Source organism: Kribbella sp. NPDC023972, from assembly GCF_040639075.1.
In the GTDB taxonomy this organism is placed as follows: Bacteria; Actinomycetota; Actinomycetes; order Propionibacteriales; family Kribbellaceae; genus Kribbella.
Map to the genome: position 1 here is coordinate 266,928 of NZ_JBEZZH010000007.1, position 15,093 is coordinate 282,020.

At 67.5% G+C, this 15,093-nt stretch carries 18 protein-coding genes; 10 read left to right on the plus strand and 8 right to left on the minus strand.

The genetic code is table 11. The annotated features are described in order from the left end of the window. Positions 1–56: 56 nt before the first annotated feature. Together AB0F43_RS27570 and pyrE are read right to left on the minus strand one after the other, a co-directional pair. Complete coding sequence (locus AB0F43_RS27570) at positions 57–776, minus strand: hypothetical protein (protein ID WP_360482811.1); 720 nt, start codon at positions 774–776, stop codon at positions 57–59. After that, on the minus strand, positions 776–1,318 hold the full coding sequence (gene pyrE, locus AB0F43_RS27575) for an orotate phosphoribosyltransferase (RefSeq protein ID WP_360482814.1): 543 nt from the start codon (positions 1,316–1,318) through the stop codon (positions 776–778). Before pyrE ends, AB0F43_RS27570 begins: the two co-directional genes overlap by 1 nt. 179 nt (positions 1,319–1,497) lie before the next feature. Here pyrE and tdh point away from each other — a divergent pair, with 179 nt between their 5' ends. From tdh to AB0F43_RS27610, 7 genes are all read left to right on the plus strand, one after another. Further along, the gene (gene tdh / locus AB0F43_RS27580; protein WP_360482816.1) at positions 1,498–2,547 is read left to right on the plus strand and encodes an L-threonine 3-dehydrogenase; all 1,050 of its coding nucleotides are present in this window, start codon (positions 1,498–1,500) and stop codon (positions 2,545–2,547) included. A gap of 11 nt (positions 2,548–2,558) precedes the next feature. Then, entirely contained in the window at positions 2,559–3,728 is a 1,170-nt protein-coding gene (locus AB0F43_RS27585) for a glycine C-acetyltransferase (protein ID WP_360483214.1), read from the plus strand. 50 nt (positions 3,729–3,778) lie between these two features. Further along, positions 3,779–4,054, plus strand: a complete 276-nt coding sequence (locus AB0F43_RS27590) for a ribbon-helix-helix protein, CopG family (RefSeq protein ID WP_360482819.1) — start codon at positions 3,779–3,781, stop codon at positions 4,052–4,054. Further along, positions 4,054–4,464, plus strand: coding sequence for a type II toxin-antitoxin system VapC family toxin (locus AB0F43_RS27595; protein WP_360482822.1), 411 nt, complete (start codon positions 4,054–4,056; stop codon positions 4,462–4,464). The genes AB0F43_RS27590 and AB0F43_RS27595 overlap by 1 nt, the downstream gene beginning before the upstream one ends. Before the next feature lie 130 nt (positions 4,465–4,594). Beyond that, positions 4,595–5,155 (plus strand): hypothetical protein, encoded by a 561-nt coding sequence (locus AB0F43_RS27600; RefSeq protein ID WP_360482825.1) that lies wholly within the window; start codon positions 4,595–4,597, stop codon positions 5,153–5,155. Between the two features lie 30 nt (positions 5,156–5,185). Next, the gene (locus AB0F43_RS27605) at positions 5,186–6,271 is read left to right on the plus strand and encodes a winged helix DNA-binding domain-containing protein (protein WP_360482828.1); all 1,086 of its coding nucleotides are present in this window, start codon (positions 5,186–5,188) and stop codon (positions 6,269–6,271) included. A gap of 62 nt (positions 6,272–6,333) precedes the next feature. After that, the gene (locus AB0F43_RS27610) at positions 6,334–7,158 is read left to right on the plus strand and encodes an aldo/keto reductase (RefSeq protein WP_360482831.1); all 825 of its coding nucleotides are present in this window, start codon (positions 6,334–6,336) and stop codon (positions 7,156–7,158) included. Positions 7,159–7,323: 165 nt separating this feature from the next. On the opposite strand, the gene AB0F43_RS27615 is transcribed toward AB0F43_RS27610, so the two are convergent. Beyond that, positions 7,324–8,217 (minus strand): LysR family transcriptional regulator, encoded by an 894-nt coding sequence (locus AB0F43_RS27615; protein WP_360482834.1) that lies wholly within the window; start codon positions 8,215–8,217, stop codon positions 7,324–7,326. A gap of 101 nt (positions 8,218–8,318) precedes the next feature. On the opposite strand from AB0F43_RS27615, the gene AB0F43_RS27620 reads away from it, so the two are divergent. Next, entirely contained in the window at positions 8,319–8,591 is a 273-nt protein-coding gene (locus AB0F43_RS27620; protein ID WP_360482837.1) for a hypothetical protein, read from the plus strand. Then, positions 8,548–9,441, plus strand: coding sequence for a LysR family transcriptional regulator (locus AB0F43_RS27625; RefSeq protein ID WP_360482840.1), 894 nt, complete (start codon positions 8,548–8,550; stop codon positions 9,439–9,441). The genes AB0F43_RS27620 and AB0F43_RS27625 overlap by 44 nt, the downstream gene beginning before the upstream one ends. Positions 9,442–9,474: 33 nt before the next feature. Here the strand turns inward: AB0F43_RS27625 and AB0F43_RS27630 are convergent, their stop codons facing one another. Both AB0F43_RS27630 and AB0F43_RS27635 read right to left on the minus strand, forming a co-directional pair. Further along, positions 9,475–10,242, minus strand: coding sequence for a hypothetical protein (locus AB0F43_RS27630; protein ID WP_360482843.1), 768 nt, complete (start codon positions 10,240–10,242; stop codon positions 9,475–9,477). A gap of 66 nt (positions 10,243–10,308) precedes the next feature. Continuing rightward, positions 10,309–11,076, minus strand: coding sequence for an SDR family oxidoreductase (locus AB0F43_RS27635; protein WP_360482846.1), 768 nt, complete (start codon positions 11,074–11,076; stop codon positions 10,309–10,311). 54 nt (positions 11,077–11,130) lie between these two features. On the opposite strand from AB0F43_RS27635, the gene AB0F43_RS27640 reads away from it, so the two are divergent. Further along, on the plus strand, positions 11,131–11,808 hold the full coding sequence (locus AB0F43_RS27640; protein ID WP_360482849.1) for a pyrimidine 5'-nucleotidase: 678 nt from the start codon (positions 11,131–11,133) through the stop codon (positions 11,806–11,808). Here the strand turns inward: AB0F43_RS27640 and AB0F43_RS27645 are convergent. The 3 genes from AB0F43_RS27645 to AB0F43_RS27655 form a co-directional block, all read right to left on the minus strand. Further along, positions 11,766–12,602: a carbohydrate ABC transporter permease gene (locus tag AB0F43_RS27645; RefSeq protein ID WP_360482852.1), complete on the minus strand. Its 837-nt coding sequence runs from the start codon at positions 12,600–12,602 to the stop codon at positions 11,766–11,768. The two genes, AB0F43_RS27640 and AB0F43_RS27645, sit on opposite strands and share 43 nt — an antisense overlap. Then, positions 12,599–13,549 (minus strand): sugar ABC transporter permease, encoded by a 951-nt coding sequence (locus AB0F43_RS27650; protein ID WP_360482855.1) that lies wholly within the window; start codon positions 13,547–13,549, stop codon positions 12,599–12,601. Before AB0F43_RS27650 ends, AB0F43_RS27645 begins: the two co-directional genes overlap by 4 nt. Positions 13,550–13,610: 61 nt before the next feature. Next, entirely contained in the window at positions 13,611–14,924 is a 1,314-nt protein-coding gene (locus AB0F43_RS27655) for a sugar ABC transporter substrate-binding protein (RefSeq protein ID WP_360482858.1), read from the minus strand. Positions 14,925–15,093 lie beyond the last annotated feature (169 nt).

The window sequence follows — 15,093 nt, forward strand, 5'->3', positions numbered from 1 at the left end:
CCGAGTGTTGGCGATGCTCAGCAGCGACTCTACGGGTGATCGGGTCCGATGGAGGTCTAGATGTTCTGCGGCGGCTGCTGCACGCGCGGGTCGACGCCGGCGTAGTCGCGCCACACGTACGGCGGGACCTGCTCGACGACCTGTTGCAGCAGGGCGAGGCGGTTCATCACCTCGGCCGGGTTGTGCGCGCCCTTGTCCCAGCCGACCAGCGAGTTCCCCTCGACCCGCCAGCCGATCTCCCCACGGGCCAGCAGCAGCTCCATCATCCGCGGCGTCACGACCGCGTGCCCGAACCGCTCGTCGTCCGCCTTGACCCGGAACCTCCGGTTGAACTGGTCGCTCTCGAACTGGATGTCGCGGAACCCGAACGCGTTCGCCACCGCCCCGCCGAAGATCCCCTCGTGCGTGACCTCCAGGTGCGGCAGCGCGCCCGGAAGTTGCAGTACGACGACGCCGAACTTGTGCGTGGTCGTCGTACGACGGCCCTTCGAGTCGGTCGAGTGCGTCTGGTAGCTGTAGTCGAAGGCAACCATCGGGTGACCGTTGAACGCACCGGAGAGCACGTTCAACGCCCGGCGGTTGTCACCGGCCCCGAACGGCGTACCCGCCCACTGATGAGTCAGCGCGTTGTTGGCCGGCACGTACGACCAGCCCTGCTGCGCGGCGAAACCGGCGAACATCTCCCGGCGCTTCTTCGCCGCCATGTAGTTGAAGTAGAAGATCCCGACTCCGACCACCAGGGCGATCAGGATCATCACGACCGGGTTGAGGTCCATCAGAGACCTAGGTCTTCGAGGCCGAACACCGCTCGGTACTCCAGGCCTTCCGACTCGACCTTCTGCTGCGCTCCGGTCGCCCGGTCCACGATCACCGCGACCGCGACCACCTCGGCGCCGGCCTCGCGCAGCGCCTCGACCGCGGTCAGCACCGAGCCGCCGGTGGTGGAGGTGTCCTCGACCGCGAGCACCCGGCGACCCTTCACGTCCGGCCCCTCGATCCGCCGCTGCAGACCGTGCGTCTTCTCCGCCTTGCGTACGACGAACGCGTCCAGCCGTCGGCCCTGTTGCGCGGCCGCGTGCAGCATCGACATCGCCACCGGGTCCGCGCCGAGGGTCAGGCCGCCGACCGCGTCGTACTCGAGATCCTTGGTCAGCTCGAGCATCGCGGGCCCGATCAGCGGGGCCGCGGCCGCGTCCAGCGTGATCCGGCGCAGGTCGACGTAGTAGTCGGCTTCCTTCCCCGACGCCAGCGTCACCTTGCCATGCACGATGGCTTTGGTTCTCACCTGCTCCAGCAGGCCGTCCCGATCGAAGCTCATGGCGCACCAGCCTAGATCACGGGGTAGATCAGGCTTTCTTGCTCACCCGCACTCTCCCCTCCTCTTGCTTTCTGGCCACGTATGCAGACGAACTGCAAAGGCTGTGTACCACGTGTCGATGGACGCCGGTGGTTGCCCGGGACGACGATGTGGACGATCGTCGAAGGTGGAGGTGTGCTGTGAAGGCGCTCGTCAAGGCCGAGGCGAAGCCCGGTCTGTGGTTGCAGGACGTTCCGGAGCCGAAGATCGAGGCCGACGAGGTGCTGATCAAGGTGCTCCGTACCGGGTTGTGCGGCACCGACCTGCACATCCAGAGCTGGGACCACTGGGCGCAGAAGAACGTGCGGGTACCGATGGTGATCGGCCACGAGTTCTGCGGTGAGGTGGTCGAGATCGGCGTCGGCGTCCGCGATGTCGCCGTCGGTGACCTGGTCAGCGGCGAGGGTCACCTGGTCTGCGGCCGTTGCCGCAACTGCCGGGCCGGCCGCCGCCACCTGTGCATCAAGACCCGCGGCCTCGGCGTCCACGTACCGGGCGCTTTCGCCGAGTACGTCGCCCTGCCCGCGAGCAACGCGTGGGTCCACAAGGATCGGGTCGACCTGGACGTGGCCGCGATCTTCGATCCGTTCGGCAACGCCGTACACACCGCACTGTCGTTCCCGCTGGTCGGCGAGGACGTGCTGATCACCGGCGCCGGGCCGATCGGCGTGATGGCCGCGGCGGTCGCCCTGCACGCCGGTGCGCGCAACGTGGTGATCACCGACCTGTCGGAGTACCGGCTGGACCTGGCCCGCAAGATCGGTGTCACCCGCGCGGTGAACGTCGGTTCGGAGAGCATCGCGGAGGCGCAGCAGAGCCTCGGCATGCGGGAAGGGTTCGACGTCGGGATGGAGATGTCCGGGCAGCCGGCCGCGCTGCGGGACATGCTCGCGAACATGACCCACGGCGGCCGGATCGCGATGCTCGGGCTGCCGTCGGACGAGATCGCGATCGACTGGAGCACGGTGGTGCTCAACATGCTGACGATCAAGGGAATCTACGGCCGGGAGATGTTCGAGACCTGGTACTCGATGTCGGTGATGCTGGAACGCGGCCTGGACCTGACCCCGGTGATCACCCACCGGTTCGGGTACGGCGACTTCGAGCACGCCTTCGACGTCGCCCGGCAGGGGCACTGCGGCAAGGTGATCATGGACTGGACGACGGAATCTCTGGAGGAGAAGCACTGATGTTCGGGCGGATGCGGGACGACCTGACGGCGACCATCGGCGAGATCCGGGACGCCGGGCTGTACAAGTCCGAGCGGGTGATCACCTCACCGCAGCAGGCTGCGATCTCCGTTGCTTCAGGCAAGGAGGTGCTGAACTTCTGCGCCAACAACTACCTCGGGCTGGCCGACCATCCCGAGGTGATCGCGGCCGCCCGCGCCGCCCTGGACCAGTGGGGCTTCGGGATGGCCTCGGTTCGGTTCATCTGCGGCACCCAGCAGATCCACAAGGACCTGGAAGGTGCCCTGAGCAACTTCCTCGGCGCCGAGGACACCATCCTCTACAGCTCCTGCTTCGACGCCAACGGGGGCCTGTTCGAGACCCTGCTCGGCGCCGAGGACGCGGTCATCTCCGACGAGCTCAACCACGCCAGCATCATCGACGGCATCCGGCTGTCGAAGGCCCGCCGCTACCGCTACAAGAACCGTGACATGGCCGACCTGGAGGCGCAGCTCAAGGACGCGGCCGACGCCCGGTACCGGCTGATCGCGACCGACGGCGTCTTCTCGATGGACGGGTACGTCGCCCCGCTCGACGAGATCTGCGACCTGGCCGACCGGTACGACGCCCTGGTCATGGTCGACGACTCGCACGCGGTCGGCTTCGTCGGCCCCGACGGCGCCGGCACCCCGTCACTGTTCGGCGTGAAGGACCGCGTCGACGTACTGACCGGCACCCTCGGCAAGGCCCTCGGCGGCGCGTCCGGCGGCTATGTCTCCGGCCGCCGCGAGATCGTCGAACTGCTGCGGCAGCGCTCCCGCCCCTATCTCTTCTCCAACTCCCTGGCGCCGTCCGTCACCGCGGCCTCCCTGAAGGCGCTCGAACTCATCGGCGGCTCCAGCGACCTGCGCGACAAGCTCGCGGCCAACACCAAACTCTTCCGCACGAAGATGACCGAGGCCGGCTTCGACGTCCTCCCCGGCGACCACCCCATCTCCCCCGTCATGATCGGCGACGCCGCCGAAGCGGGCCGGCTCGCCGACAAGCTCCTCGAGCTCGGCGTCTACGTGATCGGCTTCTCCTACCCCGTCGTACCCCACGGCAAGGCCCGCATCCGCGTCCAACTCTCCGCGGCCCACTCCACCGAGGACGTCGAACACGCCATCGCCGCCTTCACAGAGGCCCGCGCCGCCCTCACCTGACCCCTCAGTATTGGTGCCGATCATGGTACCGCTCGCGGTACCATGAGCTCATGGCCATGAATCTGAGACTCAGTCCTGAGACCGCGTCGGCGCTCCAGGCCGAGGCTGACCGCACCGGCAGGTCACAGCAGGAGATCGTCCGGGAAGCTGTCGCCCGGCACCTCCACTTGGCCGAGGACGATTCCTCCGCAAGCGATCGAGAACGGGCCAGGGCGGCGCAGGTAGTACGTCCGGCGCGGGTGACGTATCGGAGGGTGACGCCACGACTCCGCCTCCCGAAGGGCACCGACAGTCTCGGCCTGCTCGATCGGGACGACCGCTTCTGATGCGCGTTTACCTGGATAGCAGCGCCCTGATCAAGCGAGTGATCGTCGAGCAGGAATCCACTGATCTGGTGGACTTCCTCGATGCGCACTACCAGCAGGCCGACCTCTTGGCGTCGTCTTCGCTCGCCTGGGTCGAGGTGTCGCGCGCCGTGCTGGCGCGCGCCAAGGCCCCAGAGACTGCCGGCGATCTGATCGATGGGGCGATGTCCGGTATCGACGAGCGGCCGATGACCGCCGAGGTCGTCAGCGTCGCTCGCCGGATCGAGCCGCTGGTGCTGCGGAGCCTCGATGCCATCCACCTTGCAACGGCAGTGTTGATCGACGCCGACCTCGTCGTCACCTACGACGACCGGCTGGCGAACGCCTGCCGCCGCAACTCCCTCGCCGTTGCATCACCCGGCCGCGAGTAACGCCGCCGCCTTCATCGAAGCCCGCGCTGGCCTGGCGGGCGACCTGGGAGACGTCTCGGCAGTTCTTCCGACATAGCTGCGTGTCCGGTGAGGGCTAGGGTGTTCCGGTCCGTCCGGGTGAGGGAGCGTCATGCGTCGGTTGGTGGTTGTTGTTGGGGTGGTTGGGCTGCTGTTCGTCGCAGCCTGTGGTGAGGACGGGGAGACGCCGGTAGCGGCCTCCCCGAGTCCACCGGCTTCGCCGAGTGCAACACCTAGTACGACGCCCGAGCGGAGTGCTCCTGTGGTGCGGGCTACGCCGGTGCAGCTGAGTGTGGCTGCGGCGGGCAAGCGCTACCTGCAGGTGACCCGGCCGTACAACGTCGCGCTGGAGCGCTTCGAGAAGGCCGCGAACGGCAACGCCTCCGTGGCAACACTGCAGGCCCGGGCCCGAGCAGTTGCGGCGGCAAACCTGGCCGAGTCGCAGGCGCTGTCGTCGATCACCTGGCCGAGCAAGGTGGCGCCCCAGATCAAGGCGTTGGTGAAGGCGGACGTGGCCGCACGCCCGCACTGGCTGCGAGTTGCGGCAGCCGACAGCCTGTCGGAGATGGCCCGGCACGTGAAGCTCGCCTCGGCGGAGAGCGGCAAGGCCCCTGCCGCCGAAATCCGCCGGCTGCTCGGTCTCCCGAAGTACGACGAGAAGGACTACAGCTGATCTGTCGGCGCTGACCGGCAGGATGTGGGTATGGCAGTCCTGAGTGCGAAGGCGATCAACCGGGCGACGCTCGCGAGGCAGTTGTTGCTGGAGCGGGCGGATGTGCCGGTGGTGGAGGCCGTCGGGCGGTTGGTGGGGATGCAGGGGCAAGAGCCGAAGCATCCGTACGTCGGGTTGTGGTCTCGGCTGGAGGGGTTCGCGGAGGGGGACCTGAATCAGGCGGTCGAGGAGCGCGACGTCGTCCGGGCGACGTTGTTCCGTGGGACGTTGCATCTGGTGACCGCTCAGGACTACTTGCGGTTCAGGACGACCTTGGCGCCCGTGCTCGAGGCCGGGCTTCGGATGCTCAAGGAGCGGGGCGAAGGGCTCGAGCCGGACAAGGTCGTCAGGGCGGCGCGGAAGATCCTGGCCAAGGAGCCGTTGACGTTCACCGAGGTGCGGGACGCGCTGCAGAAGGAGTTTCCCGCGGTGAACGAGCGGGCGCTCGGGTTCTGCACCCGGATGATGGTGCCGCTGGTGATGTACCCGACCGGCACCCGCTGGGCCTGGCCGGCGAACGCCCGCTTCACCCCGGCCGAGGACTGGCTGGGCGGGAAGCTGCACCCGAAGGCCGTACCCGAGGAGCTCGTCATCCGCTATCTGGAGGTGTTCGGCCCGGCGACACCGGCCGACTTCCAGACCTGGTCCGGGTTGCCGAAGGCGAAGCCGGTGTTCGACGGTCTCGAGCTGGAGCAGTTCACCGACGAGTCCGGCAAGACGCTGTACGACGTACCGGACGGACCGCGCCCGGATCCGGACATGCCGGCGCCGGTCAGGTTCCTGCCGGAGTTCGACAATCTGCTGCTCGCCCACGCCAAACGCGAGCGGATCATCGCCGACGAGCACAAACCGGCCGTGTTCACCAAGAACTTGCGGGTCAAGGCGACGTACACCGTGGACGGCCTGGTCGCGGGCCTGTGGACGGCGGCGAAGAAGCGTGGTGTGGCCACTCTCACGCTCACCCCGTTCGCGCCTACGACGAAGAAGATCACGACCGAGCTGGAGCGGGAGGGAGCGGGGCTGCTGCGGTTCCTGGAACCGGATGCGAAGACCTATGAGGTGGTTACGGCCGGTTAATGAGGTTGTTGTCACACGTCAGATGACTGGGCCCGAACCCTTGGGCCCGCTGGAATAGACAGATGAGCACAGTCCCCACCATCACTCTGGACAACGGCGTCGAGATCCCGCAGCTGGGTCTGGGGGTCTGGCAGATCGAGAACGACATCGTCACCGATGTCGTGACCACCGCGTTCGAGGCCGGCTACCGGCACGTGGACACGGCGGCGATCTACGGCAACGAGGCCGGCGTCGGGCGGGCGATCGCCGCGTCCGGCCTGCCTCGCGACGAACTCTTCATCACCACCAAGCTGTGGAACAGCGACCAGGGGTACGACACCACCCTGAAGGCGTTCGACGCCAGCCTGGAGCGGCTCGGGCTCGAGTACGTCGACCTGTACCTGATCCACTGGCAGTCGCTGAAGAAGGACAAGTACGTCGAGACCTGGAAGGCGTTCGAGCAGTTGTACGCCGACAAGCGGGTCCGCGCGATCGGGGTGTCGAACTTCCACGAGCCGGCGCTGCGGCGGCTGTTCGAGGAGACCACGATCCGGCCGGCGGTGAACCAGATCGAGCTGCACCCGGCGCTGCCGCAGGACGAGCTGCGCGCGTTCAACGCGGAGAACGACATCGTCACGCAGGCGTGGAGCCCGCTGGCGCAGGGCGAGCTGCTCAGCCAGCCCGCGTTGAAGACGCTGGCGGACAAGCACGGCAAGACGCCGGCCCAGGTGGTCATCCGCTGGCACCTGCAGCTCGGCAACGTGGTCATCCCGAAGTCGAAGACCCCGAGCCGGATCAAGGAGAACTTCGACGTCTTCGACTTCCAGCTGGACAACGACGACATGGCCGCGATCGCCGACCTCGAAACCGGCGTCCGCACCGGCGGCGACCCCGACACCTTCGGCTGACCCCGCCAGACCCACCAGGCGCCAGCCCCCTTCCCCCGCCGGGCATTTCAGTGGTTAGCCACTGAGCTTGTGGGTTCTCTACTCGTATTTCGAGTGGAGAACCCACCATTTGACGGGTTAACCCATCAAATGGCGACGGGCCGAAGCGGGCAGGCGGGGGCGGGGTCAGAGGAGGTCGAGGAAGCGGGCGAGGACGGGGGAACGGTTGTCGGGGGACCAGGCTACGGAGAGTTGCCAGGCAGGAAGGTCGTCGGACAACTCGCGGTAGACGACTGCTTCCGGGTTGGACGGCGGGGTCGGACCGATGAGCAGTGAGACGCCGAGCCCGGCGGCGACCAGGGACACGATCGTCTGTACGTCGGCCGCCTCTTGCTCGATCCGGGGTGTGAAACCGGCCGCGCGACAGTAGCCGACGATCGTGTCGAACACGGCGGGCCCGCTCGATCGCGTGTAGAAGACGAACGGGTCCTCCGCGAGCTCGGCCAGCCTGATCCGCTTCCGCCGTACCAACCGGTGCCGTGCTGGGAGCACGGCCACCAGCGGATCGTTCGATACGACCCGCGTCAGCAGGCCGGCGGTGCGGCCCGCCGTGGTTCGCGCGCCTTCGGGCGTTGCCGGGCGCATCAGGCCGACGTCGATCCGGCCGTCGCGCAGCGCCTCGGTCTGCCGGATCGTCGTCACGCTCTCCAGATCGAGCACGACCTCCGGATACGCCTGCCGGAAAGCGCCCAGCAACCGCGGCAACACCTCGAACGTCGCGGACTGGACGAAGCGCAGCCGCAAGGTCCCGAGCTCACCGCGCTGGGTCCGCTGCGCCGCGCGGACCGCCTCGTCGGACCGCCGGAGCAGGTCCTGCGCGTCGGTCAGGAACGCCTCACCGGCAGCGGTCAGCACGAACCGGCGTCGTACCCGGGCGAACAACTCGACCCCCAGATCGCGCTCGAGGGCGGCGATCTGACGGCTGAGCGACGGCTGAGTCAGATGCAGCCGGGTGGCGGCCCGGCCGACGTTCATCTCCTCGGCCACCACCACGAACGATCTGAGCTGGCGCAGTTCCATGCGATCGATCATGCACCAAACACATCAACTCTGCGAAGAACTTTCATTGGACGTATCAAGGTCCGAGTTCCTACCGTCGAAGAGTCGAAAGGAACAACCTGATGTACGTCTTCCCAATCAATGTCATCAACAAGGTCGCCGAGGAGTCCCGCTCGGGAATGGCCTACGCCCTGACCGTCCCGGACACCAGGCCCCTCCACCGGCTCCGCGCCGTACGCCGTCTGCTGCGGTCGGCCCGGCCGATGGCGGCCGCACCCGCTATCACCGAGCCTCGTTCCACGCTGACGCTGCTGCCCGGCGCCGGTCACGAGCTGTGCGAAGCTGAGGTTCGTGATCGAGGTACGAAGGTTGCGGGTGCTGCGCGCGCTTGCTGATCACGGCACCGTGACCGCGGCCGCCGAGGTGCTGCACCTGACCCCCTCGGCGGTCTCGCAGCAACTGGCGGCGCTGGAGTCCGAGGTCGGCCAGGAGCTGCTCGAACGCCGCGGCCGCCGGGTCGCCATCACCTCGGCCGGCCGCCTGCTGCTCGCTCACACCGACACGATCCTCACCGAGGTCGAGCGCGCCGAGGAAGCGATGCGCTTGCACGCGAACGGCACGACCGGTGAGGTCCGCGTCACCGCCTTCGCGACCGCGATCAGCCTGCTCGTCGCGCCGGCACTGGCCCGTCTGCGCGAGACCAACCCCGGCCTTGACCTCGTCATCCGCGACGCCGAAGGCCATCAAGGCATCACCCGATTGCTCGACGGCGACGCGGACATCGCGATCGCCGTCGAGCACCGCGGGTCACCCCGCCCGGACGACCAGCGCCTGGTCCGGATCCCCTTGTACGCCGAGCCGTTCGTCGCCGTACTGCCGCCGTACCACCCGGCCGCCGCGGCGGACACGATCGAGCTGCCGATGCTCGCCGGCGACGACTGGGTGATGCCGTCGCCCGGCAACCCGATCCGCGACGTCGTCCTGCTGGCCTGCGAGCAGGCCGGATTCCAGCCCCGGATCGTCCATCAGTCCGACGACTTCCGCGCCGTCGCGGCCCTGGTCGCGGCCGGCGGGGGCGTCTCACTGGTCCCACGGCTCGCCGTACCGGCGCTGGCGGTGATCCGCCCGCTGACCGAGCCGGTTCCGACACGGCGCGTGTACGCCGCCGTCCGCCAAAGCCGGGCCGATCACCCGCTCGTCACCGCGACCCTCGCCGTACTGACCGAGGTCGCCGAGAAGCTCTGACCTGGCTGTTGCTCGCGGCAACCTGTCTGGCGATCAGCTCAGGCGCTTGGCGGCCCTGCGGGTGAGGGCTTCGAAGTTGGCCGGGGCGACGCCCGTGCCCATCTCGCGGAAGGCCAGGACGGAGACCACGGTGCCCTTGCGGGTGACGGCGTACGGGAAGCCGCCCGGCTCACTGCCGGGATCGGACGGCAGCGGGTAGTCGTACCAGCGCAGGATGGTGGTCGCGTCGCCGAGCGGTAGGGTCCGGTTCTCGGTCAGCTTGCGTGCGTGAGTGGGCGCGGGGTCGAGCGCCCTGCAGGACTTGATCGTCGCGACGATCTTCGCGTACGCCGTCTCGGCCGCGGACACGTCACCGTACCGGGTCAGCCACTGACCGCCGGACGCGTCCAGCTCGGTGGTGAAGTTCCGGGAGAGAATTCCGCCGACGCCGTCACCGCGGGTCGACGACGGGCCGCAGATCGGGTCGCTGGACCCGGTGGTCATGATCCAGCCGCGCTTCGGATCCGCCGTGGCGACGTCGGCTCCGGTCAGCAGCATCGACGTCCGCAACCGCGCGGCCGCCGGCTGCGTCGGCGTGGGCTGCTGACTCGGCACCAGTGTCGGTGTCTTCGGCGGCGCCGGAATCGACCGCTCCGGCGTCGGCGTCGGCGTCACGCTCGGCGTGGCACTCGGGCTGCCCGTCGCACTCGCGTTCCTAGACGGCGTACCCCCATCGGTTTGGTTGCCACAGGCCACCAAGCCGCCTCCCAGCACGACCACCCCGGCCACCGCGGCAATTCGCCGTACTCCCCCTGCGCCCATGGCTCCAACCTTCCCCTCGATCTGCCCCGTTGGACGCACGCAAGACCGGGTTGGTTGGTCGCGGGATCAGGCGCGGCGACGGCCGTCCAGGCCGATGGTGGACACGCGGGCGATGAGAGGCCGGGGGATGGCGCGGGCGGCGGCGGTGAGGAGTTTGTAGCGGGTGGACGGGATGGAGATCGCCTTGCCGCGCATCAGGTCCTTCCAGGCGGCGTCGACCAACTCGGCCGCGTCCAGCCACATGAACGACGGGATGATCGTCTTGTCCATCCCCATCCGGTCGTGGAACTCGGTGCGCACGAACCCAGGGCACAACGCCATCACCGCGACACCCTTCGAGTGCAGCTCGATCGCCAGCCCGGCGGAGAAGTTCGTCACCCACGACTTGTGCGCGCTGTAGCTGCCGCGCTGCAGGAACCCGGCGATCGACGACACGTTGACCACCGCACCCGATCCACGTTCGATCATCGGCAGTACGGCGGCATGCGTCAGCCGCAGCACCACCCGGACCAGCAGGTCGAACTGCTTCTCCTCGACCTCGACCGGGTTCGCCCAGAACGGCTTCTTCTGCCCGAAACCGGCGTTGTTGACCAGGACCTCGATCGGCCCGGTGCGGAACCGTTCCTCGACCTTGGACAGGTCGTCCGGGTTGGTCAGGTCGGCCGCCAGCACCTCACAGGAGACCCCGTGCAGCCGCGTGAGCTCGGCGGCGGTCTCCTTCAGCCGCGCCTCGTCCCGCGACACCAGCACCAGGTCGTACCCCTCCCGCGCCAGCTTGTCCGCGAACGCCCGGCCGATCCCTGTCGCCGGCCCGGTGATGAGCGCAGTCGCCACTTTCTCCCGTCCTCCCGTAGGTGCCACCGCCCATACTGTCACTACTCTGGAGTGATGCTGGCCGATGTCGACACCTGGGTGCTGGATCTCGACAACACCCTGTACCCGCCTGGGTCGCCGCTCTCCCTGCAGGTGAACGACGGCATCCTCGCGTCCCTTGCCGAGCTGTACAGCACCGACGTCATCGGCGCCCGGCAGCTCCAGGCCGAGCTGATCGCGCAGTACGGCACCTCGCTCCGGGGTGCGATGACGACGCGGAACATCGACCCGCACGACTTCCTGAGTTTCGAGCGGCGGATCGACTACACGGTGCTCAGCCCGGACCCGGCACTCGCCGCGGCGCTCGGCGCTCTCCCGGGTCGCCGGTATGTCTACACGAACGGGTCGGCGTACCACGCCGAACAGGCGCTGCGGCAGCTCGGACTGACCGCCTGCTTCGACGGGATCTTCGACATCCTCGCCGGTGACCTGATCCCGAAGCCGTACGCGGAGAGCTTCGACGCCTTCCTGACCCGTTTCACCGTCGACCCCGGCCGCGCCGCCATGTTCGACGACCTCCCGGTCAATCTGGAGGTCCCGTACGCCCGGGGCATGGCGACGGTCTTGGTCGGCGGACCACCCGCGTCCCAGCCGCCGTACCGGGAGATCGGGGTGCGGCAGTGGCAGGTGTGGGACCTGCCGGCCTTCCTTCACTCCTTGACGGCGCCCGCGGTCAACCCCTCCACGATGTAGCGACTGGCGACGGCGAACAGGACCATCGTCGGCACGATGCTGAGTACGGCGGCGGCCGACATCGAGCCCCAGTCGATGTTGTAGCTGCTGATGAAGCCGTTCAGCGCGGCCGGGATCGTCTTGTTGCCGTCGCTGTTCAGCAGCGTCACGGACAGGAACAGCTCGTTCCAGCAGTTGACGAAGTTGAAGATGTACGAGGCCGCGATCCCCGGCGTCATCACCGGCACCAGCACCCGGAACAGCGCGGACAGCCGCGAGCAGCCGTCCACCATCGCCGCCTCCTCCAGCGACGCCGGCACGTTCTCGAAGAATCCGCGCAGCATCACTGTGCACAGCGGGATCGACACCGCGACGTACACCAGCACCAGGCCCCAGCGACTGTCGACCAGGTACATCCGCGTCATCAGGATGTAGAGCGAGCCGAGCGCGATGAACCCGGGGATCATCTGGGTCACCAGGAACGCACCCATCACCGCGCCCTTGGAGACGAACTCGAACCGGGCCAGCACGTACGCCGACAGCAGTGAGACCACCGTGGCCAGCGCGGCCGCGACCGTCGACACGATCAGGCTGTTGGCGACGAAGACACCGAAGTTCGACTGGTCGAACAGGCCGCGGTAGTTCTCCAGCGACCAGGAGCCCGGCCAGTACCTCAACGGGTACGCGAAGATCGTGCCCGGATCCTTGAACGACGTGATCAGGATCCAGTACAGCGGGAACACGGTGAAGATCAGGCAGAGGCCGAGCCCACCGAACTTCACGATCCGGCCGGCCAGGGTTTCGGAGCGGATCATGCGAGTCCCTTCCGTGGCCGGATCGCCATCAGGTAGAAGACCGCGAACAGCATCAGCACGAACACGACCATCACGCCCATCGCCGACGCGCGGCCGTAGTCACCCTCCTGGGTCACCTGGATCATGTACGACGTGACGATGTGCGTCTCGTTCGCCGGACCGCCGCCGGTCATGCCGAAGATCAGTTCGGGCGAGTTGAAGATCCAGATCACCCGCAGCAGCACGGTCAGCGCCAGGGTGGTCCGGATCGACGGGATGGTGATGCTGAACAACGTCCGGACCTTGCCGGCGCCGTCGATCGCGGCCGCCTCGTACAACTCCTCCGGCACCGACTGCAGTGCCGCGAGGATCATGATCGCGAAGAAGGTCACGCCGTACCACACGTTCGCGACGATCACGGCGAACATCGCATAGCGAGCATCGGCCAGCCACGGCACCGGGGTGTCGATCAGGTGCGTCTTCATCAGCAGGTCGTTGACCACGCCGAACTCACCGTTGAACATCCAGCGGAACAGGATGCCGATCAGGAACCCGGACACGGCCCAGGGGAAGAACACCAGCGCCTGGTAGGTGCCGCGGAACCGGAACCTCCGCCGCAGCCACATCGCCATCGTGAACCCGATCAGGAACTGCGGGATCAGCGAACCTGCCACCCACACGATCGAGTTCGTCACCGTCCCGCGGAACATCTCGTCGTTCAGCAGCGTCCGGAAGTTGTCCAGCCCGACCCACGAGGTGTCCGACAGATCGTTCAGGTTGTAGTTCCGGAACGCCATCTGAATCCCGCTCAACAGCGGGTAATACGTGAACACCCCGACGAACGCGATCGCCGGCATCATGAACGCCAGCAACACCAACGCGGTACGACCGGTGAACCGCCTTCGGCTGACCGGCCGCCTCGTCTCGGGTGGCCGCAGAGCCGGCCGGTCAGTTTCAGTCAGAGCCATCTGAAGTCTCGATCCGGGCGTCTTGGCAGCAGCGAGCAGGGCACGACCCACGGATCGAGGCTCAGTTCCCGGCCCACTTCTTGGTCCAGTACTCGTCCCAGCTCTTCAGGATCTCGGCGGGTTGCGCCTTGCCGGTGATCAGCTTCTGTACGTCGGCGTCGGACTTGTTGCCCCACTCGGTCGACCACGGCACGCCCCGCGGCTGGGTCACCACGATGTAGGTGTCCGGCGACTCGTTCATCGCGACGTACGACGCCCACGGGCCGTCCTTGAAGAACGGGTCCTCGGCCGCCGACTTCAGGATCGGCACCAGGCTGTTCTCCTTCGAGAACGTCATCGCCGCGTCGCCCGAGGTCAGGAACTTCACCAGCTTCACGGCCTCCGGCTTGTGCTCACTGCCCTGCGCGACACCCCAGCCCGCGTTCGCCAGCGGTTGCGCCGCCTTCCCGGTCGGCCCGACCGGCAGAGGCGCCGTACCCCACTGGTCTTCCTTGATCGTCTTGGACTGCTTGACCGTCGCGATCACCTCGGGGTCCTGCAGCAGGAAGCCCGTCGTACCGGAGGTGAAGCCCTGCACCATCTCCGGGTAGCCCCAGCTGACCGACGACGGCGGCGAGGCGTTCTTGAACAGGTCGACGTACTGGTTGAGCGCGTCGACCGCCTTCGGCGAGGAGAAGATCGTCTTGCCGTCGGTCAGCTTGAACGCGTTGTCCTTGTTGATCTCGTCGATCACGTACCCGGAGATGATCGCGACCGCGTTGCCGCCGGCGCCGAGGCCGCCGCGGAACGAGTAGCCGTAGACGTTCTTCGACGGGTTGTTGATCTTCTTCGCCTGCTCGACCAGCTCGGCCCAGCTCTTCGGCGGGCCGCTGAACCCGGCCTGCTGGACGAGGTCCTTGCGGTAGAACAGCGACAGGCCGTAGAAGCCGTACGGAACCATGTACGACTTGCCGCCCTGCTGGGCGACCTTGAGCGCGTTCGGAGTGAGCGCCTGCAGACCGTCCCAGTCCTTCAGGTCGGGCGCCATGTCGTAGATCCACTTGTTCGTCGAGAACGGCCCGACCGTGGTGTCGCGCACCTCCAGTACGTCGACGCCCTTGCCGGACTGCAGCATCTGCTGGATCTTCTGGTCCGCCTGGTTGGTCGGTGGCGAGATCAGCTGCACCTTGATCCCGGAGTTCGCCGCCTCGAAGTCGGCGATCAGCTTCTTCAGCAGCGTGGTGCGGGCCGGGTTGGTCAGGCTCTCGACCATCTGCAGCGTGACCTGGCCCTCGGCCTTCTCGGCCGGGCCGGGACCACAGGCGGTGAGTAGCAGTACGGCGGCCGTCGCCGCGGCGGCGAGAGATGCGAACATCGTGCGTGGCCGGTGGAGCATGGCGCGTCTCCTCAGGGGATGTAGGCCAGGGACAGCATCAGACGACTTTGGGCTGACATCTGATGACTTTGGTCGACCGTTCCCCGAACCCTAGCGACCGGCAGGCGGGAACGACAAGGTTTTGCGAGAATGTCACCAGTGAGTGGTCTGAGGACTTAACAAATCGAGG

Bases quoted from the DNA above. Each gene is read 5' to 3' on its own strand.
- AB0F43_RS27570 (WP_360482811.1), bottom strand. From the start codon at position 776: ATGGACCTCAACCCGGTCGTGATGATCCTGATCGCCCTGGTGGTCGGA.
- pyrE (WP_360482814.1), bottom strand. From the start codon at position 1,318: ATGAGCTTCGATCGGGACGGCCTGCTGGAGCAGGTGAGAACCAAAGCC.
- AB0F43_RS27585 (WP_360483214.1), top strand. From the start codon at position 2,559: ATGCGGGACGACCTGACGGCGACCATCGGCGAGATCCGGGACGCCGGG.
- AB0F43_RS27590 (WP_360482819.1), top strand. From the start codon at position 3,779: ATGGCCATGAATCTGAGACTCAGTCCTGAGACCGCGTCGGCGCTCCAG.
- AB0F43_RS27595 (WP_360482822.1), top strand. From the start codon at position 4,054: ATGCGCGTTTACCTGGATAGCAGCGCCCTGATCAAGCGAGTGATCGTC.
- AB0F43_RS27600 (WP_360482825.1), top strand. From the start codon at position 4,595: ATGCGTCGGTTGGTGGTTGTTGTTGGGGTGGTTGGGCTGCTGTTCGTC.
- AB0F43_RS27605 (WP_360482828.1), top strand. From the start codon at position 5,186: ATGGCAGTCCTGAGTGCGAAGGCGATCAACCGGGCGACGCTCGCGAGG.
- AB0F43_RS27610 (WP_360482831.1), top strand. From the start codon at position 6,334: ATGAGCACAGTCCCCACCATCACTCTGGACAACGGCGTCGAGATCCCG.
- AB0F43_RS27615 (WP_360482834.1), bottom strand. From the start codon at position 8,217: ATGGAACTGCGCCAGCTCAGATCGTTCGTGGTGGTGGCCGAGGAGATG.
- AB0F43_RS27620 (WP_360482837.1), top strand. From the start codon at position 8,319: ATGTACGTCTTCCCAATCAATGTCATCAACAAGGTCGCCGAGGAGTCC.
- AB0F43_RS27630 (WP_360482843.1), bottom strand. From the start codon at position 10,242: ATGGGCGCAGGGGGAGTACGGCGAATTGCCGCGGTGGCCGGGGTGGTC.
- AB0F43_RS27640 (WP_360482849.1), top strand. From the start codon at position 11,131: ATGCTGGCCGATGTCGACACCTGGGTGCTGGATCTCGACAACACCCTG.
- AB0F43_RS27645 (WP_360482852.1), bottom strand. From the start codon at position 12,602: ATGATCCGCTCCGAAACCCTGGCCGGCCGGATCGTGAAGTTCGGTGGG.
- AB0F43_RS27650 (WP_360482855.1), bottom strand. From the start codon at position 13,549: ATGGCTCTGACTGAAACTGACCGGCCGGCTCTGCGGCCACCCGAGACG.
- AB0F43_RS27655 (WP_360482858.1), bottom strand. From the start codon at position 14,924: ATGCTCCACCGGCCACGCACGATGTTCGCATCTCTCGCCGCCGCGGCG.